Origin of the sequence: Mycobacterium neumannii, from assembly GCF_002245615.1 — a bacterium.
In the GTDB taxonomy this organism is placed as follows: Bacteria; Actinomycetota; Actinomycetes; order Mycobacteriales; family Mycobacteriaceae; genus Mycobacterium; species Mycobacterium neumannii_A.
Window position 1 is genome coordinate 191,737 of sequence record NZ_NKCO01000001.1, and the last position, 19,750, is coordinate 211,486.

23 protein-coding genes are annotated in these 19,750 nt (G+C 63.6%); 11 read left to right on the forward strand and 12 right to left on the reverse strand.

Annotation, left to right across the window (positions count from 1 at the left end):
• The 3 genes from CEX88_RS00990 to CEX88_RS01005 all read left to right on the forward strand — a co-directional run bounded on the left by CEX88_RS00990 (position 1) and on the right by CEX88_RS01005 (position 1,822).
• Positions 1-774 (forward strand): hypothetical protein, encoded by a 774-nt coding sequence (locus tag CEX88_RS00990; protein ID WP_094292075.1) that lies wholly within the window; start codon positions 1-3, stop codon positions 772-774.
• A gap of 140 nt (positions 775-914) precedes the next feature.
• Positions 915-1,259 (forward strand): terminase, encoded by a 345-nt coding sequence (locus CEX88_RS00995; RefSeq protein WP_094292076.1) that lies wholly within the window; start codon positions 915-917, stop codon positions 1,257-1,259.
• Between the two features lie 338 nt (positions 1,260-1,597).
• On the forward strand, positions 1,598-1,822 hold the full coding sequence (locus tag CEX88_RS01005; RefSeq protein WP_094292078.1) for a hypothetical protein: 225 nt from the start codon (positions 1,598-1,600) through the stop codon (positions 1,820-1,822).
• Here the strand turns inward: CEX88_RS01005 and CEX88_RS01010 are convergent.
• The 6 genes from CEX88_RS01010 to CEX88_RS01040 all read right to left on the reverse strand — a co-directional run bounded on the left by CEX88_RS01010 (position 1,804) and on the right by CEX88_RS01040 (position 9,142).
• Complete coding sequence (locus CEX88_RS01010) at positions 1,804-2,448, reverse strand: hypothetical protein (RefSeq protein WP_094292079.1); 645 nt, start codon at positions 2,446-2,448, stop codon at positions 1,804-1,806. The two genes, CEX88_RS01005 and CEX88_RS01010, sit on opposite strands and share 19 nt — an antisense overlap.
• A gap of 26 nt (positions 2,449-2,474) precedes the next feature.
• Positions 2,475-2,873, reverse strand: coding sequence for a hypothetical protein (locus CEX88_RS01015; protein ID WP_126315871.1), 399 nt, complete (start codon positions 2,871-2,873; stop codon positions 2,475-2,477).
• 160 nt (positions 2,874-3,033) lie between these two features.
• Complete coding sequence (locus CEX88_RS01020; protein WP_202931342.1) at positions 3,034-4,698, reverse strand: SIR2 family protein; 1,665 nt, start codon at positions 4,696-4,698, stop codon at positions 3,034-3,036.
• Positions 4,699-5,397: 699 nt separating this feature from the next.
• A complete protein-coding gene (locus CEX88_RS01025; RefSeq protein WP_094292082.1) occupies positions 5,398-5,580 on the reverse strand; it encodes a hypothetical protein in 183 nt (60 codons plus the stop codon).
• An 88-nt stretch (positions 5,581-5,668) separates the two neighbouring features.
• A complete protein-coding gene (locus CEX88_RS01030; RefSeq protein WP_126315872.1) occupies positions 5,669-7,186 on the reverse strand; it encodes a beta strand repeat-containing protein in 1,518 nt (505 codons plus the stop codon).
• A gap of 828 nt (positions 7,187-8,014) precedes the next feature.
• A complete protein-coding gene (locus tag CEX88_RS01040) occupies positions 8,015-9,142 on the reverse strand; it encodes a hypothetical protein (RefSeq protein ID WP_126315873.1) in 1,128 nt (375 codons plus the stop codon).
• Between the two features lie 296 nt (positions 9,143-9,438).
• On the opposite strand from CEX88_RS01040, the gene CEX88_RS25890 reads away from it, so the two are divergent.
• Both CEX88_RS25890 and CEX88_RS01050 read left to right on the forward strand, forming a co-directional pair.
• Complete coding sequence (locus CEX88_RS25890; protein ID WP_126315874.1) at positions 9,439-9,657, forward strand: hypothetical protein; 219 nt, start codon at positions 9,439-9,441, stop codon at positions 9,655-9,657.
• Positions 9,658-9,915: 258 nt separating this feature from the next.
• Positions 9,916-10,191, forward strand: a complete 276-nt coding sequence (locus tag CEX88_RS01050; protein WP_094292087.1) for a WGxxGxxG family protein — start codon at positions 9,916-9,918, stop codon at positions 10,189-10,191.
• 638 nt (positions 10,192-10,829) lie between these two features.
• Here CEX88_RS01050 and CEX88_RS01055 read toward each other — a convergent pair.
• The gene (locus CEX88_RS01055) at positions 10,830-11,309 is read right to left on the reverse strand and encodes a hypothetical protein (RefSeq protein ID WP_066841422.1); all 480 of its coding nucleotides are present in this window, start codon (positions 11,307-11,309) and stop codon (positions 10,830-10,832) included.
• Between the two features lie 164 nt (positions 11,310-11,473).
• The gene (locus CEX88_RS01060) at positions 11,474-11,962 is read right to left on the reverse strand and encodes a hypothetical protein (protein ID WP_126315875.1); all 489 of its coding nucleotides are present in this window, start codon (positions 11,960-11,962) and stop codon (positions 11,474-11,476) included.
• A gap of 248 nt (positions 11,963-12,210) precedes the next feature.
• Here CEX88_RS01060 and CEX88_RS01065 point away from each other — a divergent pair, with 248 nt between their 5' ends.
• Positions 12,211-13,275, forward strand: a complete 1,065-nt coding sequence (locus CEX88_RS01065) for a methyltransferase (protein ID WP_094292280.1) — start codon at positions 12,211-12,213, stop codon at positions 13,273-13,275.
• Between the two features lie 12 nt (positions 13,276-13,287).
• On the opposite strand, the gene CEX88_RS01070 is transcribed toward CEX88_RS01065, so the two are convergent.
• The gene (locus CEX88_RS01070; protein ID WP_066841424.1) at positions 13,288-14,070 is read right to left on the reverse strand and encodes a hypothetical protein; all 783 of its coding nucleotides are present in this window, start codon (positions 14,068-14,070) and stop codon (positions 13,288-13,290) included.
• Between the two features lie 108 nt (positions 14,071-14,178).
• Positions 14,179-14,538 carry a DUF952 domain-containing protein gene (locus tag CEX88_RS01075; RefSeq protein ID WP_066841425.1) on the reverse strand — a complete coding sequence of 120 codons (360 nt, stop codon included), beginning with the start codon at positions 14,536-14,538 and terminating at the stop codon, positions 14,179-14,181.
• A 130-nt stretch (positions 14,539-14,668) separates the two neighbouring features.
• On the opposite strand from CEX88_RS01075, the gene CEX88_RS01080 reads away from it, so the two are divergent.
• A complete protein-coding gene (locus tag CEX88_RS01080) occupies positions 14,669-14,863 on the forward strand; it encodes a DUF7455 domain-containing protein (RefSeq protein WP_066841426.1) in 195 nt (64 codons plus the stop codon).
• Between the two features lie 64 nt (positions 14,864-14,927).
• Positions 14,928-15,944, forward strand: coding sequence for a YihY/virulence factor BrkB family protein (locus tag CEX88_RS01085; RefSeq protein ID WP_094292088.1), 1,017 nt, complete (start codon positions 14,928-14,930; stop codon positions 15,942-15,944).
• On the opposite strand, the gene CEX88_RS01090 is transcribed toward CEX88_RS01085, so the two are convergent.
• Positions 15,934-16,170, reverse strand: a complete 237-nt coding sequence (locus tag CEX88_RS01090; protein WP_064350987.1) for a DUF3039 domain-containing protein — start codon at positions 16,168-16,170, stop codon at positions 15,934-15,936. The genes CEX88_RS01085 and CEX88_RS01090 overlap by 11 nt on opposite strands.
• 66 nt (positions 16,171-16,236) lie before the next feature.
• On the opposite strand from CEX88_RS01090, the gene CEX88_RS01095 reads away from it, so the two are divergent.
• The 3 genes from CEX88_RS01095 (at position 16,237) to CEX88_RS01105 (ending at position 18,574) form a co-directional block, all read left to right on the forward strand.
• On the forward strand, positions 16,237-16,638 hold the full coding sequence (locus CEX88_RS01095; RefSeq protein ID WP_094292089.1) for a DUF3099 domain-containing protein: 402 nt from the start codon (positions 16,237-16,239) through the stop codon (positions 16,636-16,638).
• Between the two features lie 147 nt (positions 16,639-16,785).
• Positions 16,786-17,745: a sigma-70 family RNA polymerase sigma factor SigB gene (sigB, locus tag CEX88_RS01100; protein WP_064426032.1), complete on the forward strand. Its 960-nt coding sequence runs from the start codon at positions 16,786-16,788 to the stop codon at positions 17,743-17,745.
• Positions 17,746-17,878: 133 nt separating this feature from the next.
• The gene (locus CEX88_RS01105; RefSeq protein ID WP_064417002.1) at positions 17,879-18,574 is read left to right on the forward strand and encodes an iron-dependent transcriptional repressor DtxR; all 696 of its coding nucleotides are present in this window, start codon (positions 17,879-17,881) and stop codon (positions 18,572-18,574) included.
• Between the two features lie 28 nt (positions 18,575-18,602).
• Here the strand turns inward: CEX88_RS01105 and CEX88_RS01110 are convergent, their stop codons facing one another.
• The gene (locus tag CEX88_RS01110) at positions 18,603-19,643 is read right to left on the reverse strand and encodes a DUF4192 domain-containing protein (protein ID WP_066841429.1); all 1,041 of its coding nucleotides are present in this window, start codon (positions 19,641-19,643) and stop codon (positions 18,603-18,605) included.
• Positions 19,644-19,750 lie beyond the last annotated feature (107 nt).

Genomic DNA, 19,750 nt, shown 5'->3' on the forward strand with positions numbered 1-19,750 from the left:
ATGAGCGGACTCGAAGCCCTGCAAGCGGAAGTGCAAGGCTTCCGCGACCAAGCCGGCCAGCTGTCTGACGACTTTCAAAACCTCCATACCGAGGTCGAAACAGACCGCGGCCTAACCGTTGAAGGCCGACGGCAGAAACTAGCGCCGCTGCACGCGCAGGTCGTCGAACAGCTCGCCGCACTGCACAGGGCTGAGAAGTCAGCCGTCAAGCGCGAGAAGGAACGGATCGAGAAGCGATTGTTCGGCCTGACTGGGTCGAGTAACGACCCCGCGCGCCTGGACAGCTTCCGCACCGCCCAAGACCGTGCACGGAAGTTAGACGACGCCGATGAGGCCGAAGCCGTTTACCAATCGGCATTACGCAGCGACGACACCGTCCTTGCGCGAGCGGTTCTGGAGCAGGCATTGACGCACGGCTGGACGCGAATCAAAGAAGACTTCATCGAGCGCAACCACGGGACCCGCAGGGACCTCGACGACCTCGCCGCGCTCGCGAAGTACGAAAACAACAGCCTGATGAACACGGCCCACTACATGCCGCCCTCACTGAACCTCCCGCACTCCGCCGGCTTCCAACGAATCGGCGGCCAGACCACCGCAGCCACACCGCGCGGCGTCCCATCACTCAAGAACGAGATGGAACAGCGCGTAGCGGGATTCTTCCGAGGTGAACCCAATGACCAGCGGCGGACAGGCGTCAAACCCACTGTTGACAAAACTTCCTTTCGAGTTGGGCAAGGCCCTCCAACATGGCACACCTGCGCGCGCGCCTAGAGGTCACCTGCGCCAGCCGCCGCTCACAAGACTCCCAGGTAGGGCGGGTGACCCATACCCCCCATCAAGATCGGCCCCTCCATTCAGAGGCGGCTGTGTGTTGCCACCCTCTCGAAAAAAATCGACCTACGGAGCCTTGAATGCCGAGTAAGCAGTCTCCACCCCCGGTCCCGGCCGGTCTGACGGGGTCAGGGCTATCGCTGTGGACGTCTACGGTCGCCACCTTCGAGCTCGATCAGCACGAATTGGCCCTACTGTGCGAGGCGTGCCGGACGGCTGACTCGATCGACAAACTGCAGGCGGTTGTGGATCGGGATGGGGTGTTGAACACCTCGCCGCAGGGGGTTCGGGCGCATCCGGCGTTGGTGGAATTACGGCAGCAGCGGTTGGCGTTCACCAAGTTGGTTGCCGCGTTGGCGATTCCGTCCGATGACATCGGTGCTGGGAGTCAGAGGCCGCGTACGGGTTTGAGGGCTGTCAAGTGAGGCGGCGTCGCGATTCTGGCAAGATCCCCGAGGAGTTGATGGTGTTCCAGGGGCGGCGGTACCGCACGGCGAAGGCGTGGCAGGCGGCGTTCAACGAGTTTCTGGCTGCGCGTGGTGCATGGGCTGCAGAGCATGAGGGTGTGGTGTTGAAGCCGATTGAGGTCAACGGTTCCTGCCCCTTGGACTGGTCGAGGTTCAGGAAGTCATAGCGGATCGGCGTGCCCCTCCAACCGTAAAGGGAGACAACCAATGTCCTTCTCCGATACCTCCCCGGCCATATTGGCGGCCGGGCGGGAGGTGCTGCAGCGGGAAAGCATCCCGCTCGAGAGGAGGGATTAGTGGCTTGGAAGCCAGAGTCCTTCTCGCAGAATGAGCGGCATGCCGCGGCGAAGACGGTCGTGCAGGCACAGGTAATGCTGGATCGCCTCAACCGCAGCGAGTTCGGGCTCGAGAACGTCGAGTTGGTGCAGAAGGCATACCTTCGAATCGACGACATGCTCGCGATGCTTCACGAGTCTCTCTACAACCTCGACGAGCTAAACAGTCACCCACCTAGCAGCTGAGCGAGGGCCTGCGCCGGGATCGCGGTGGCGAGATTCACGGTGAATGGCCACACGGTGTTCGTCATGATCCAGTCGAACCACTTCTGCTTATCGTCGGCCGTGGTTGCGGTGCGAACCATGGCCGCAAACAGCCGTTCGATTGCTTCCTGAAAGTCGCTGTCGCTCAATCGTGCTTGCTCGACGATGCACCAGTCCAGATGGCTGATGACTCGTAGGAGATGGGCCCGAACCAACGGTGTGATCGACTGATCTTCGGTAACGAATCTTCGGGCGTGTTCAGCATAGGTGCGTATCTGATCGATTCCGTCGGGCTCCAGTGTGGGGACCATGCCGTCCAACCGATCGGCCAATAGCTCGAGAATCTGCAGCGCGTGGTCGTCTACGTGTTTCGAATTGGTCCCCTTCCATCCGTGGGGATGGTGGTAAACCAGTGATACCCAATAACTGAACTGCTGCCGGAATATCGTGGTCGCACCTGAAGCTTCGGTGGCTTCCATTTGATTGACCAGCTCATCGATCAACTCGAGCTGTCGTGCCGCGATCCGCTGCTCGTTGGCGTCTGCGTAGTTTTTGTTATCGCGCCAACTGGTCAGTATTCGATGCAGCACCGCTGCAGGATTCGCCATTCAATTCCTCCCAGATGACGCGCTGTTCAACTGATACCTCGGTCCAGCGCAACCAGCCTGTCGATGGCCTCGGTGACCCGCCGGCGTTCGTCCTCCCACCTCTGGGTCCAGCGTTCTCGGATATCGCCGTCGATACGTATCCGAGCGACCAACATCTGCCGCGACGTCTTACTGGGCCGCAGCCACCGCGGATACCAATAGTCAACTTCACGCCACACGATCAGCGTGTCGACGAGGCCTGCCGCTTCGAGTTTGAGGACTGCCCTACGGGTGGATTCAACCCGGGTCCGGTCGATGCTGCCCGCGAGTTCGGTTATCGAGGTCCAGGAGGCGAAGTCGTTGTCCCAGTCGCACATCGGGTCGGCGGTGTTCGCGCGGAGCCGTTTCAACACGGTGCGCTGCACAGCACCAAGTCCGCGGCTCATAAGTGTTGAGGGTAGGTTCTACAGGACCATGGTCCAACACTTAAGGCGGCGTGTCTCGCCCGAAAAGTTGGCCTGCCCGCGGAAGAGGTAAAGACGGCCCAATAAGGGAGATAGGACGCGCTAACGTCTTCGCACCACGCCACCCTACCGCACCTGACACCTAGCTGAATTTCTTGTAGTTCCTCAATACCGACCGATAGTCTTCGATCTCGTTAACGACGTCCCGCCCGTCAAGCAGAGCGGCCCACGCGTCGAATCCAGTGCGGGAAATGTGCTCGCGAAATCTCAACTCCGATTCTGGCGCTGTATTTTCCCAGTCGTCGCCGACGGGTTTCCATCGATAGTCGTGCACAAAGTTGCCTGCCGCCGGATTGTGTCGGTATCGGCGATCTGCACTGGGCAACAAATACTGAACGAAACCTGTTCTGTACTCGACGTCTTCGCAGATGTTCACATAGCGCGAGTGGTCCACGTCGTTCTCCACTGCGACCCCAACCAACACGTCGGTGAGAAAGTGGCTGGCGGGATATGCCCAACCGCTTCCCTCCCATCGAGGCAGAGCGTCCGCAATTGAATTGTCGATGACATTCAGTATGTGAAGTACGTCAGCCGCGACCGTGGATCGACCGGGATGGAACGGATCGTCCCAATGCGGGGTCGTCAGTAGAGCAATCATGACGTCGTCCCTGCCCTGGGCTACAGCCTCGATTGAGGCGGCGCGAAGGGCGAGCAGGGCCGGATAATTCCGGAATGGCTCGGATGCCTGAACCATTTGGGGCCGTAGCTTCATTGGCCTGTCGAGCAAGAGTTGCAGCGCCTCCACCCACCGAGACGTGTTTGTTCCATCGTCGTATCTGACGCCATTGATGAGGAGAGCCAGCAGGGGTTTCGTTGATTCAAGTAAGTAATCGAGGTGAGCATCGATCGATGCAAGGTCTTCATTCTTAAGGGGTTTGGCTATCGCTCTTTCATTCACCAAGCGTGCACTGTCACGTATGAGGTCGCGAAGCTCTATCCGCCGAAGGGGATCGGGAAGGGCACGCTTGAGACGAGCGATCGACATGGCAGTAGTAAGCGGAGGCTCGGCAAGCTGTGTCAGCGCGTCGACGCTTGAGGACAGCGATGCAAACAATTCATCAGCGTCGCGGGCGGTAACCACTTGTCCACCATGCTGTTTCAATAATTCTTTCGCGACCGGGCTGTTGGATGACCTGCTGTCCCAATAAAGGGGGTATCGGCGTGTCGTCGATTCGAGCACCCTAACAAGTTCTTTGTCCCATTCGGCCGACCACCCGCTGATGAGCAGCCCGTATTCATTGAATACTTGAGTTAGCAGCGTGACCCATTCATCGGGGTATCGCTCCAATTCCTCTATGGTGTTTCGGGATTCGAGGTCCGCCCAGTCGCCATGTAGCTTCACGACTGTGGCAGGGGAATGGGCAAGGGGCGTGGCCGCCGCTGCAGCTTCCGGTCTTGAGATCACGTGGTAGGCGACGTTGGCTGCTTCGAGCGCCTGCTCCATTAATCGATCAAAGTTCGTCGTTAGGATGACTTTCACCCAGCCACCCTTCACGAGTTCAGCGATGGCTTCGTGGCCGGCGGTTGGGAGTTTGCGGCCTTCCTGTCGATCCTCGTCCGTAGGCACGAAGTACTCCGCCAGGAGGCCCTGTCGGGCTGCGGACGTCGGCGCGATGGCGGCGAGCAGCGACGAGTAGCCAAGTGGTTCGCCATCGCCGTGTTCGATCCACCACGTCTCCGGGTCGGCTGCTGCGAGCTCCTGAGAGGTCGCGTCGTCGGGATTCTCGGCTGCCGCTGCCTTCTGCACCAGGTGCTGGACGATCTCCCACCCAGTGTTGATACCCGCACTTCGCGATACGCCAGACCCGAGTAACAGAGCGTAGACACCGGGCTGCGCGTGAATCCCCGTCGCTAGCATCACCCGCGCTGATAACGCGTTACTTGGCGAGACCGACACCATTGTTTACCCCCGTCTGCGGTTCAACGATGACGGTAACCCCCGCGACCGAAATGTTCGGTGTGTACACATCGGCGATAGCTGTTCCGGCGACTCTCATCCCGGCAGCCCGTCCACGTGTCTACGCGCCGCCGGGCCTCGGTGCCAGCCTCGGCGGACGCGATCGCGGTGAAAGGTTAGGTCCACAGAACATAACCTTGGAAAGACCACCGAGGGTGCGCCGATCTCGATGCCGAACAGAACCGCCCCAACAACCCATAGCAAGTGCAATAAGCGGGCGCTCGTTGCAAAGAGCGCCCCTTCGTGCCCGCTTTCATGGCACGCTCCCAGCATGGGATTTGTCGTGAAACTGACCGCGCCGCCACCACCTGAGTGGCCGGAGACTTAGCAGAAGAATGGCGTTCTTTGCAAGGGAGACGGGGATTACTACGAGTTGACGATGGAGTCCTGAAGGTGGTCAAGGCGTCCGAGAACGACACCTACTACTACGCTCCCTGCGCCTGGCAGCACGTAATGACGAAAGACGGCCAGGAGCCTGGGCCCCCGCCCTCAAGCAGCACCTGACCGCACCTGCTGCTCGACCTTCTCCAGCTTGGCGTCCAACTCGCGGAGGGCTTCAGTGAGCGCCGACAGCCCTTCGGCGAGGAGCTTGGTAGTCGGGTTCTCGGTCGACCGTGCGACTTCGCGGAATTTGTTGCCGGCGGTGACGGCCCAGGCCGCTGCGTTGCTCATGCGCGGCACGGTATCGGCGGGCACCGACAGAAATAGCTCGGCCCGCCACCTCGGGAGGGTGGCGGGCCGAACGCATGGGAGGCCGGTTTTAGGGCGTCTCGGGTGGTGGCTGGATGTCGGTGCCGCCGTTGCTGGCGGTGGCGGTATACCGATTGTTGTTGTCGCTGTCGGACCCCGCTTGAGCGAGGGTTTCCAAGAACTCCTCGAGGGTGTTGCTGGCAGTGGCAGCGTTGTTGGTGTTGTTGTCGCCGCCCCGGCCGGCGAAGGCGAGGGTACGGCCGGTGTTGTCTGCGGTGTTGGTGGCGGTGGCGGTGTTGTTGGCGTTGTTGTCGCCAAAGGACCCGGCGACGGCCTGGGTTGAGGTCTGGAAGGGGGTGCTTGGGCTGCCGGCGCCAGTGTTGGTCGCGGTGGCGACGTTGCCCACGTTATTGCTGCCTTGAATGCCGGCAGCCGCCGCAGCGACGCTGTTGTCGCCTTTGTTGATGACTGTGGCGGTGTTGCTGCTGTTATTTTCGCCCAACTGGCCGGCCACAGCAAGGGCTTGGCTGCCGCTGCCACTGTTAGCAGCGGTCGCATTGTTGTCGTCATTGTTGGTTCCGGCGGTTCCGGCGACGGCCTGACTGTTAATGGCGCCCGATCCACTACCCGTGGCGGTGGCGGTGTTGTTGTCATTGCCGCTGCCGGGTAGAAAGTCCGTCACAGGCTCAGTGGGTGACATGATCAGCGGGAGGCCGCCGCCGGCCGCGGCCCAGGCGCCGTCACCGTTGGCGGTGGCAGTGTTGGTGGTGTTGTTGTCGCCGAATGACCCGGCCACGGCCAAGCTATCGTTGCCTGTAACCCGCACGGTGTTATCGGTGTTGCCGGTGCCTCTGTATCCGGCGTAGGCGGCGCTGTCGTCGCCCTCAACGGTGGCGCTGTTGTTGGTGTTGTTGTCGCCGTTGATTCCGGCGAAAGCCTCTGTGCCGCTACCGCTGCTGCCGGTGTTGGTGACGGTAGCGACGTTGCCTGAGTTGTTGTTGCCGGTGGTATCAGGGTCGAAACTTCCGCCGCCCGCCCAGGCTGTGCCGTCGCCCTTGACGGCGGCAGTGTTGTTGTCATTGTTGTTGCCGTAGGTGCCCGCGCCGGCAAGTCCGCGATCACCTTTGACCGTGGCGGTGTTGTTGTCGTTGTCGGACCCGACGACGCCAGCGCCGACCTGGTTGTCATTGCCGGTGGCGGTGGCGCGGTTGCTGGTGTTGTTGTTGCCGCCGTTGCCCCCCGCGTGAGCGCCGCTGCGGTTCCCGTTGACGGTGGCGGTGTTGTTGTGGTTGCCGGTGCCGTTGTAGCCGGCGTTAGCCTGGCTGCTGTCGCCGCGCACCGAGGCGGTGTTGCCGCTGTTGTCGGCGCCGTCATTCCCGGCTCGGGCGGTGCTGTTGTTGCCTTTGACGGTGGCTCGGTTGTTCTCACCGCCTGCCGCGGTCGCCCTGGCATTGGTGCCGTTGGCGTCGGCTCGGTTGTCGTTTCCGCTACTCACGGTCGCGGTGGCGCCGTCGCCTCGGGCCTTGGCCCTTGTGCCGGTGCTGCCCTCGGGGGTGGAGGCGGTCGCGGTGCCGCGCTGCTTGGTCACCACACCATTTCGCGAGACGGACACGCTCTTCTCTGTCTTGGGTGCTTTCGGCGCCTTGGGCGCCTTCGCCGCTGAGGCGTCGGACGAGGAGGCCGCTGAGGCGTCCCTCGAGGAGTTCGTATCGTCGGACGGCTTGGCGGATACCAAGCCGGGCGTGGAGACCAGCCCGACTCCAATGCCCAGCGCGACTGCTAGCGCCCCGACCCGGCCGATGCAATTTCCGTCACCCATAATGAATCCCCCCTAGCCCCGGCGGCGATGGCCGGTTGCTGACCCCTCGCACGGTGAGGGCCCCCTCGACACCCACCAAGCCAAAATGTAGCTCAGCGCGAATCGAAATTGACGCCCTTGGCCGATTTCCTAAAGCCGTTGCGTGACTTCGAAATAACTCTGTGGCCCTCCACGCCACCGTGCACACTGCCGCGGTAGGGCAGTTGCGGAGGAAAGTCCCGCGGCACCGCTTCCCGCCGATGAGAAACACGCCGAGGGAATGCTCGGCCCGCCCCCTGGAGAGGTGAGGGCGGGCCGAACATCAGATGCGACGCAGGAGCGGTCTTGAGGTTACCCGCGCGTGTGACTAGTTGAACCACGGTTCCTCGCAGTCCTTCGGTGCACGCGCGTCAATGCAGCATCCACCGGGCGGGGTTTGGCGCTCTAGTCGCGGTCGTAGATGGCGGTCCGGAGGCAGGCCGAGGTGAATTGCCTCGAATGAATGGCGTCGGGTCCGCAAGGTCGAGCGTTGTGCCGTCGCTTGTGGTGACTGGGCGGCCCTGACGGCCTGACCAGATCGGGTACAGGAGTACTTTGCCGCCTCCTATATCGCCTCTGCTAGGCGCCCGGTCCACCTCCGCTGGGTGGTGGGGGCGGTGGCTGGATGTCGGTTTCGCCGTTGGTTGCGGTGGCCGTTTCGCCGGTGTTGTTGCTGCTGTCGCTTCCCGCTCGAGCTTCGGTAAAGCCGTTGTTGTCGACGGTGTTGGTTGCGGTGGCGGTGTTGTTCGTGTTGTTGTTGCCGTTAATTCCCGCTGCAGCCACAGCAGCGCTGTTATCCCCGCTGTTAGTGGCGACGGCAGTGTTGTTGGTGTTGTTGCTGCCGAAGGTGCCGGCATAGGCCCCAGCTGCACCGGCTTCTTCGGTATTAGTGGCGGCCGCATTGTTGCCCGTGTTGTTGCTGCCATAGCCGGCGTAGGCGCCGGCGCGATCGCCGTTGGCGGTGGCGGTGTTATTGCTGTTGCCGGTGTTGCCGGTGTTGCCGGGGTCGGCTACACCGGCCCAAGCCGTACTGTAGTTGCCAATGACGGTGGCATTGTTGTTGTGGTTGCCGCTGCCATTGGAGCCGGCGAATGCTTGGCTGTTATCGCCTGTGACCGTAGCGGTGTTGTTGCTATTGTCACTACCGCGATATCCGGCTTCGGCACTACTGTTGTCACCCCGGACGGTAGCGGTGTTGTTGTTGCTGCTGTTATCGCGGTCGGAGCCGGCATAGGCGGTGCTGTTGTCGCCGGTGGCCGTGGCGTGGTTGTTGGTGCCACCGTTAATGACGGCCCTGGCATTGGTGCCGTTGGCGGTTGCGGTGTTGTTATTGCCGCTGTTCACGGCTGCTACGGCGTAGTCGCCGCGGGCTCGGGCTCGGGTGCCGGTGCTGCCCTCTGGGGTTACGGCGAATGCGGTGCCGCGCTGCTTGGTCACCACACCGTTCTTCGAAACCGACACGCTCTTCTCCGGTTTCGGCGGCTTAGCGGCTTTCGGTGCCTTGTCCGGCTTTGAGCTTGCTGAGTTGGACTCGGTCGAGGAGTTTGTGCCGTCAGACGGCTTGGCCGAGGCGACGCCGGGCGTCGTAACTAACCCGACGCCGATACCCAGCGCAACGGCTAGCGTCCCGACCCGTCCGATGATGTTTACATGTCCCACGGTTCCCCCTAAGCCTGGCGGCGGTTCGAAGTGGCCGATAGTGTTCACAGCTGGCCTTCAGCCGACTCACAGCTGAGGCGAACCTAACGCCGCGAGGCCAGAATTTACGCCCCATTTGAAAATTTGCTGAGGACGATGCTTGCGTGTTGAAAGAAACGACGACGATCAACGGGGCTTCCCCACGCTGGCCCGCGCGGTATTCGCTACAGCACCCGACGCGTTGCTATCGCGCACCTTCCGGTCTTAGCGAAGCGTGACGGTCGAGCCTCGGGAAACTTCAGAGTCGCTCCTTCGACCCTGTACGCGCGATCAAGGGTGTAGCTCTCGTGCATTCTTCGGCAAAAATGAGGCTCGGCATCAGGGGAGCAGGTGACGGGCTCGGCCAGGTGCATCATTTCCAAATTGAGGGTGAGGGCGGCGTCGGCGGGCCAGGCTCGCTGCTGAACTTCCAGGGTCACCCCGTCGAACACCTCACGCCGACCCCGAAGGTGACCGCCCCAGCGCCGACGCTGGGCAAACCATGCCCGCTGAGAATGTTCGCCAAACCCGGTCTGTCGTCTTGAGGCCCCGGACGTGGCTCGGAGCTCAACCACGCCCGGGGGTTCACCTCAATTAACCGATCGGACGCGATTCAACCGCGAACGCGACCGTGTGAACTGTCACACACCCCCTAGACCTGCGGTTTGTCGCGCTCCGAGAAACGTGCGAGAAGATACGCGGGTTTAGCTACGCGCCGATGGGCAACTAGTGGGGAGCGAGTTTAGCGGGTTGAGTGAACATCGGACCCCCTAGCTTCAACAAATTGAGAAAAGGAGCACGACATGCAGAAAACTGCTGCGATTGGCGCGACGACTCTAGCTCTGTTGTTCGGCGGCGCCGGGGTGGCCAATGCCACCGAACTGACCGCGCCTGCACCGGCAACGACAACCACGGTCCTCGCCCAGGACGCCGAACAGGACGACAGCGGTGACAACGGTCTGTGGGGCCTCGCAGGCCTGCTCGGCCTGCTCGGACTGCTTGGTCTGAAGCGCCGCAAGGACGCCGACTACCCGGCGAACCGCGGTGGCGGCACCATCACGAACAACCCCCGCGCATAACAACCCGAGGTGAGTCAAGAGAGTCCCCCGCCAGACCCGTCTGACGGGGGACTTTCTTACCTTCGGTCGCCAGCCATGCGGACGAAGAAGCGTTTCCCGCAACCCCCGCATTCCCAGCGCAGCGCGTCGCTCTGTCGACCTTCATCGATTCGGTATGTGTCGGGACTGCCGCAGCGCGGACAAGTCACAGCGGGCATACGACTAGCAGTGCCCCGCCGTCGAAGGATTCAATCGTGCTGCACGATTCATGCCCTCGCTCCCTTCGGCCAGGTCGGCCCGCCCTTAGGAGCACACCAATTCGATCTGCTCCCGAAGCGCGGCGACGTGGTCAGCGGGTGCCAGAGAACGGGCACGGATGATTGAGGGCCGGGTGCTCATTGGTCGCAGTTGACATTCTGCTCCTCAACGTCGAGTGAGCGTGTCAGTCCAAGATATTCACGGCTATAACGCTAAGTTGCGAGCCGCGTGAACCCTACTGGCGCACAGCGCATATCGACCCCTAGTGCGCGACTACTTGGACTGACCGACACTTCGGTTCCTGAACTGCAGGTTCGCCGCCTCGGCGTCCGATCTGAAATCGGGCAAAGGGCAGGTGTCCCATAGGAACACCTGCCCTCACGCGTCCTAACTGCCGACCTTCATTCGTCAATCACCTCGCGGCAGCCGCAGATGGGGTCCATGTCGGGAAAAGGACCGGCGAAGGGGCTGTGCTCGCCGAGAGCCGGGTGGGACGTGGCGGTTTGGGTCGGCTGCGGCGTGAATCCCGGAGTCATCTGGGCGTGGACCGCGGAATCGCCGGCCGACGTGGGATCAAGCTTGACCCCCGGAATCAGGTGGGCGTGGACCTCGGAGTCATTGGCTGGGGAGGCGGGTGCGGCGTGCTGCTCCGACGATGACGTGCCGGCGTGCTCGGACGACGATGTGCCGGCGTGCTGCTCCGACGACGACGTGCCGGCGTGCTGCTCGGAGTCGTGGGCAGGTGCAGCGGCCGCTGTGCCAGCCACGCCGAGCGCAGCCAGTCCCAGGGCCCCCGCGATGGTGGCAGCGGCGGCGAGTTTCTTGATTGCGCCGACGGTGGTGATGGAGGCTGCGGTCTTCGTGGACGGGCTATCGGTCATCGGAGTCCCTTTTCTCGTAGCCACAGCGTGTCTGTGGTTGAGAAGAGAATCGGGCGATGTCCTCAACAGACTCTCAATGCGCCCGCTGATGCTTCACGACCCGCGCGAAAAGGGTTCGGCCGTACACCGTGCGGCCCCTACTGTGCGACCGCCTGGACTAGTACCTACGCCGGTGGCGGTGGCGGTGGCGGTGGCGGTCCGATCCTGTTCAGCGTGATTTCGTTGGCGCCGTTGTAGGCGTCGCCGCATATCCCCGGTTCGTAGTAGGAGCGCACACCTTTACCGCTGGCGGCATCCCATGCGTAATTCATGGGCAGATCGTGCTGCGAGCCGTCCTCGCATGTGAGCGCATCTGGTGTCAGGGCGTCGCGAATGATCCACCATCCGACCTGCCAGTAGGCGTTCGCGCTCCATCCTGGCGACTTTCGCTCGGTGTCGCCGGCGCCGTACTCGGTGACGTGCACACACTGGAACGAGTCGCCTTCACATGGCGTGACGACCCACGTCGTCGGGCCCCATTCGTAGGCGACTTCGTAGGTGCCGAGCGCATTCGCCGTGATCTGGTCGACGCCGTACGCGGGGGCTGCTGACCCCACCGCGACCATGCCTGCCGCGAGGACGGATGCCGCCGCGGTCACCCCCCTGCTTCCCATTGGCACTCCTTCGTGTCCGGCTCGCGTCTTAGGCAGTATGCCTCGCAAGGGATCGCCGCTGACTCGATTTACGGTCAACAAAAGCATCCGCGAGTGTCGGGTTGTTCAACGCGATCTCGCATTCGAGTGTGCGTCGAACCGACACTCGCCGCGCCGCGATCGCGCCGGTTCCCGGGCAGCAAACCAGCTGTAACAACGAACCTGTAGTGTTTCGCGCCGTGCCGAACAAGCCCGCGAAGGTTCCTCCCATGCCTGTGGTCCGCGTCGTCGACCGACTGCGGGCGGCTCTGCAATCCGTTCATCGCTCGACGGTGCCCGCGAGCGTCGCCATCCTCGAGATGGCGACCGGAGCGTGGACGACGCAGACGATGTTCGTCGCTGCGAAACTCGGTGTCGCCGACGAACTCGCGAACGGACCGGCGCGCGCCGCAGACATCGCCGAGCGGGTGGGCGCTGACCCCGACGCGCTATACCGACTGATGCGGGCGCTGACGTCCAAGGGTCTGCTCGACCATCGCCGCGACGACACCTTCAGCCTGACGAAAGTCGGAGAAGCCTTGCGCTCCGATCACCCGGAGTCGATGCGCGACATGGTGCTGTTCATCGGCCACCAGGCCCGCTGGGAGGACTGGGGCAGCCTGCTGCATTCGGTGCAGACCGGCGAACCGTCAGTCATCAAGCTGCGTGGGATGCCGTATTTCGACTACTTGGAAACCGATCCCGAACTGGCCCAGGTGTTCAACAAAGCGATGACCGCGACGAGCGGCATCACCAACGAAATAGCGCTCAGCCAATACGATTTCAGCGCTTTCAAACTGATCGTGGACGTCGGTGGCGGCCACGGCCTGCTGCTGTCGACGATTCTGAACCGGGCGCCGGGCGCACACGGCATCGTGTACGACCTGCCCTCTGTGGTCACCGACGCCGCAACCACTTTCAAGGCCGCCGGAGTGGCGGACCGATGCACGGCAGAAGGCGGTTCGTTTCTGGAGAGGGTGCCCGAAGGCGGTGACGCCTACGTGCTGAAGAACATCATCCACGACTGGGACGACGCCACGTCGCTGACGATCCTGCGCAACGTCCGCACCGCGATCGCACCGCACGGCAAACTGCTCCTCCTGGAAATGGTTCTGCCCCAACGGGCGACTGCGTTCATCGGATTCCAGCTCGACCTGGAGATGCTCGTCACCGTGGGCGGCAGAGAACGTACCCGCGCCGACTACGCAGAACTCTTGCGCGGCGCAGGTTTCCGGCTCGACCGCGTCGTCGACACCGTCACACCGATATCGATCGTGGAAGCAACGCCGATCTAGCGCGGCCGCGAGTCACCGCTTCTTGTCGCGCACCTTGTAGGTCGAGGGCCACGATTCGCGCGTCTCGTCGCCGGTCAACGGAATTCCCTTGCTTCCGATCTTGATGTCGTAGGCCTCCTTGCCGGGGCCCACCTCCCGGTTGGCGTGCTCGGTGGCCAGGTAGATCAACTGGTCGATCTCGGCTTCGGCGAATGCGACGAACGACGTCTTGCGGACGATGTCGTCCGCGCCGGCGGCGATGCGGTCCGGCAACACCCGCGTCGCGAACGCCGCGCCTGCCAACAACACGGACGGGATCACCCAGTAGCACAGGAACGACAGCGGTGATTCGGTGTCATGGATCGTCGCGTCGCGGTCGACGATCGGCGGGATCACCGACGACAGCGTCATGCCGCCGAACACCGCCACCCAGATCCACGTCAGCGCAGAGGTGACGCGAGCGAACAGGTCGCTCTTGACGACGTGGGGCTGCTGGCCGGCCTCGGCAAACTCCCGAACGAACGGCTTGCCGATCAGCACACCGGTGAGCGCCACGAGCAAGATGCCGGCGTTGCTCAGCGGCAGCATCCACCGTTCCGAAAACGATTCGTCGAGCGCGAATGTGAGTGCCGTCAAAATCAAAAACGTTGCTACTGCGCCGATTTCGAGTATCCGGCCGGGACCGCCGCGCATCTGCCCCAGCGTGAATGCGCCAAGCGCGACCGCCAGAGCGATCAGGGCCGCGACGATGAACGGAACATTACCGACGAGCACCCAGTAGACGATCCACGGTGCCAGACCTAACAAAATGCCCACGATTTGTAAGTGTACGTAGACCCCTCCCGCGCGTGGAAGTGATCTAGTTTGAGGCGATGCGAGAGCGGCGCACACGGCCTCCGGATCGGCGTACGAGGGAGCGGTCGGTCAGGGCGCCGGCGGAGCGAACCGGCCCTCGGAGTCCGGCAGATAAGACGTGACGCGGATCACAGCTTCGATTGGCAAAGGGCCGTAGAGATGTGGGAACTCCATTCCCACGGGATCAGCGGGCACACCGGGTTCCCAGCGAACCGGAGAGGACAGTCGTGCGGCGTCGATGTGCAGCAGCACCAGGTCGGTACGACCGGCGTAGAGCCGGTTGGCCGGAAGGTGCACCTGCTCGGGTGTCGACAGATGCACGAAGCCGCTCGCGGTCAACGAAGCGGGACAATGCTCGCCGCGTGCTTGAGCAGACTGCCATTCGTCTTTGCTACACAGGTGGACCAGTACGGTGGGCAGTGGGCTCATATAGCCAGCCTGCCGCGCCGGCAACTCGAGGTAACGGTGAGACACGACACACCGGTAGAGCCTTTGGGAACAACGCCGAAAGCCAAAACGTCTGAGACAGTAGATGCACGCGACAGTACGGAGGTCCGCAATGACGAACGCAACGCTCACCAGTCCCCCACTGACCCGGGCTGACCGCTGCGATCGTTGCGGCGCCGCGGCACGGGTGCGCGCGAAGCTCCCGTCGGGAGCCGAGTTGCTCTTCTGCCAGCACCACGCCAATGAGCACGAGGCCAAGCTGATCGAGTCGGCTGCCGTCCTCGAAGTCAGCCCGGTGGAGGCATAGCGTCCGACACGGCTGAGAGCCGCTCTGGGCAGGATCACACTTCGTCAGTAATGCTGGACTGGTCATGAATGACCAGCCCCGGCCGCTGCCGACGAAGCCGTCGCGCCACCACATCCGCCACATCGTGGGGCGCACCTTGTCCAAGAGCTGGGATGACTCGATTTTCTCGGAGTCCGCGCAGGCTGCCTTCTGGTCGGCGTTGTCGCTTCCCCCGCTGCTGTTGGGGATGCTCGGCAGCCTGGCCTACATCGCTCCGGTGTTCGGACCCGACACGCTTCCGATGATCGAGACCCAGATCGTCGACACGGCTGCGCGGTTCTTCTCCACCAATGTGGTGACCGAGATCATCGAGCCGACGGTCCGCGACATCGTCAAGGGCGCCCGCGGTGAGGTGGTCTCGCTGGGCTTCGTCATCTCGCTGTGGGCCGGATCGTCGGCAATCTCGGCATTCGTCGACTCGATCACCGAGGCGCACGACCAGACGCCGTTACGCCATCCGGTTCGTCAGCGGTTCTACGCGCTCGGCCTCTACGTGGTGATGTTGGTCGGCGCGATCATCGCGGCCCCGTTCATTGCGTTGGGGCCTCGCAAGATCGCCACGTACATCCCGGACAGCTGGGATCACGTTCTGCGGTTCGGCTACTACCCGGTGCTGATACTGGCGCTGGTCGTGTCCGTCAACGTGCTCTACCGGGTCTCGCTGCCGAAGCCGTTACCGTCGCACCGGTTACTGCTGGGCTCGATCCTGGCCACGACGGTGTTCCTGTTGGCGACGTTCGGCCTGCGCTTCTACCTGACGTGGATCACCGCGACCGGCTACACCTACGGCGCGTTGGCGACGCCGATCGCCTTCTTGTTGTTCGCGTTCTTCCTCGGATTCGCGATCATGATCGGCGCCGAACTCAACGCCGCGATCCAGGAGGAGTGGCCGGCGGCCGACACGCACGCCAAGCGGTTCGGTTGGTGGTTGAAGGGAAAAGCCGAGTCACTCAACGGCGTCGCGGCCGAAGAAGCACCGACAGCCGCTCCGGTGTCCCCGGCAGGAGCCGCGGGAGCGACGGCCGACCGGGCTACTTCTTGAGTTTCTCGTAGATGCGCTTGCACTCCGGGCACACCGGTGACCCAGGCTTGGCCGACTTCGTCACCGGAAACACCTCGCCGCACAGCGCGACGACATGGGTGCCCATCACCGCGCTCTCGGCGATCTTGTCCTTCTTGACATAGTGGAAGAACTTCGGGGTATCGCTGTCAGTCCCGTCGTCGACGCGTTCGTCGGTGTCGGTGCGCTCGATCGTCTGGGTTTGCATGACAACCATTTTGCCCGTAAGAAAACCGACCCGTACAGCGGAGCCACAATGTGGGACAGTGAAGGTATGAAACAAAGCCCCGAGCTGAGTTTCGACGACGATGGCCGGCCCGTCCTGATCACTCGCGCCGCCCCCGCCTACGAGGAACAGCACCGCCAACGGGTTCGCAAGTACTTGACGCTCATGTCGTTTCGTATACCGGCGCTCGTACTGGCCGCCATCGCCTATGGCATCTGGCACAACGGCCTGATCTCGTTGGCGATTCTCGTCGGCTCGATTCCCTTGCCGTGGATCGCCGTGCTCATCGCCAACGACCGTCCGCCTCGGCGTCCAGAGGAGCCGCGCCGGTTCGACAACCGCCGTCACTCCTCCGAGGTGCCGACCGGCGAACGGCCGGCGCTCGAGCAGCGCACCGTCGCGCCGCCGCAACCCGAGGGGCGTGGCTCGAATGGCGATGTTCCCAGCTGAGACGCTTCTATCCCTTTTCTAAGGACATTCTCAGGTCGGGTCCGAGAAACCGCTGATCAGAAGGTGTGAACCAGCCAACGGCTGGGAACTCTTTGGACCTCGTGGGCGTTGTAGCTCATGACAGTTCGACTTGATCAGGAGGCCGTCATGGCAAATGCCAGCACCATCCGCGTCGACCGGGACCTGGACGCCCAGAGTCCAGCGGCTGACCTCGTACGCGTGTATCTGAATGGTATTGGCAAAACTGCCTTGCTCAACGCCGCCGATGAGGTGGAACTCGCAAAGCGCATCGAGGCAGGGCTCTACGCCAAGCACCTGCTCGACACGCGGAAGCGCTTGGGCGAGAACCGCAAACGTGATCTTGCTGCCGTGGTCCGCGACGGTGAGGCCGCGCGTAGGCACCTTCTCGAAGCCAACCTGCGCCTTGTCGTTTCGCTGGCGAAGCGCTACACCGGTCGCGGCATGCCGCTGCTCGACCTGATCCAGGAAGGCAACCTGGGCCTGATCCGGGCGATGGAAAAGTTCGACTACGCCAAGGGATTCAAGTTCTCGACGTACGCCACGTGGTGGATCCGTCAGGCGATCACCCGCGGCATGGCCGACCAGAGCCGCACGATCCGGCTGCCGGTGCACCTCGTCGAGCAGGTCAACAAGCTGGCTCGGATCAAGCGCGAGATGCACCAGAACCTCGGCCGTGAAGCCACCGATGAGGAACTGGCCGCCGAGTCCGGGATCCCGGTGGAGAAGATCACCGATCTGCTCGAGCACAGCCGCGACCCGGTGAGCCTCGATATGCCGGTGGGCAGCGACGAGGAAGCGCCGCTGGGCGACTTCATCGAGGACGCCGAGGCAATGTCGGCTGAGAACGCGGTGATCTCCGAACTGCTGCACACCGACATCCGGCACGTGCTGGCCACGCTCGACGAGCGCGAGCAGCAGGTGATCCGGCTGCGGTTCGGCCTCGACGACGGTCAGCCCCGCACCCTCGACCAGATCGGCAAGCTGTTCGGGCTCTCCCGCGAGCGGGTGCGTCAGATCGAGCGCGAGGTGATGGCCAAGCTCCGCAACGGCGAACGTGCGGACCGCCTCCGCTCGTACGCAAGTTAGACCCCCGACACGATCCCCGCTGCTTCGACCGGCGGGGATCGTGTCGTATCAGCATGTGCCGGTGTCGCAGACGTAACAACGCAGTTCAGGCCCTTTAGCCGGTAGACTCGACCTCTGACGGAGGGTTAGCGCAATGAATGATCTGGTCGACACCACGGAGATGTACCTGCGGACGATCTACGACCTCGAGGAAGAGGGCGTGGTGCCCCTGCGTGCACGCATCGCAGAACGTCTCGATCAGAGCGGTCCCACCGTCAGCCAGACGGTGTCGCGGATGGAGCGCGACGGCCTGCTGCACGTTGCAGGCGATCGCCACCTCGAGCTGACCGACAAGGGCCGAGCCCTCGCGGTGGCCGTCATGCGCAAGCACCGCCTCGCCGAGAGGCTGCTCGTCGATGTCATCGGCCTGCCCTGGGAGGAAGTGCACGCCGAGGCCTGCCGCTGGGAACATGTGATGAGCGAGGACGTCGAGCGCCGGCTCGTCCAGGTTCTCGACAACCCGACCACCTCGCCGTTCGGAAACCCCATCCCCGGGCTTTCGGAGCTGGGCTTGATCAGCACGTCGTCGGAACGCGACCGGTTGAACCTCGTTCGGTTGACCGAGTTGCCCGCCGGAATGCCCGTCGCGGTCGTGGTGAGGCAGCTGACCGAGCATGTACAGGGTGACGCCGACCTGATCAGCAGGCTCAAGGATGCCGGTGTGGTGCCCAACGCCCGCGTGACCGTGCAGAGCAACGACCACGGCGGGGTGTTGATCGTGATCCCCGGCCACGAACAGGTCGAGCTGCCCCACCACATGGCGCACGCCGTCAAGGTCGAAAAGGTCTGACCTCCCGAGCGACAGCGGCGGCCGGCGGTCAACCGGCCCGTCTTCCGAATGCCTGCCTGGGCGGTAACCGGACTCCCAACTGGTCGGCCAAGCGGTAGCCGGTCGCGGCGAGTTCGCGGATCTGCTCCGGGCGCAGACCGGACTGCAGCGCGGTGTCGAGCATGCGGGCCATCCGATGGGCGCCGTCGCAGCGCAGCGCCGCCTCCAACGACACCCCCGCCAGCGGACCGTCACCGCGGGCGTAGGCCGAGAACGCCAACAACACCAGCGCTTCGGCCCGCCACGGCTCCGGAAGCCGCCGCGACAACTCCGCCCACAGCGACTCGGCGTGAGCCGCGCGCTCGCCGACTGCGAGCGCGTACAACGTGTCGCGCACCTGCAGATCGGTCAGGGCAGCCGCGATCCGGGTCACCACCTCGTCGGGCAGGTCGTCACCCTCGGACACCCGCGCGGCCGCCGCGATCACCGCCTCGATCTCGCCGCACGCATCGCCCTCCGATCGACCTGCCTGCGCGTCCTCGATCGGACCGGCTAACACCTGGGCGCGAGCGGGATCGGTGACCGCGATGACGTCCTGGAGTTCGGTGCGCCGGGCATAGAGGCGGCGCCCGTCCAGCACGGCGGCCATCGCGAGCGGCGACGCCGACGGGTCGTCCACGGTGCCCGCTGCGCCGCAGCCGTCGGCGCAGTGCCACCGCCCGCCGGCCGCGATCCGGTCGACGACATGCGCGGCGAGCAGTTCGATCCCCCGGTCGGCCAGGGCGGACGCCAGTGCGGCGGCCAGCTCGCGGTATTCGTCGTTGCACAGCCGACAGCCCGCACCGTCCTCGTCGACCACGACAGCGATCGCCGAGTCAGGTCGCGCCGCCGCGGCGACCTCGGCGATGTCCTCGACCGAATCGGTCAGCTCCTCGGAGAGGTCCACCCGCATGACGCATCCCATCGCGCCGCGGTCCACGGTCACGAGCACGAGGGATTTCTCGGGGACGAAGCCCAGAACGGCGGGCAGGGCGGCGATCAGCACCGCGGGGCGGTCGAGGTGGAAGTCGGGTGAAGGTGAGGTCGTCATGGGGTGACCTTCCCCGCCGCCTCGGACGGCAGCCGCCCGTCGACGTTGGTGGCCCGCGCCGCTGTGGATCAATCCGGGGTTGGGGATGAATTCAGCTTCGGTTGAGG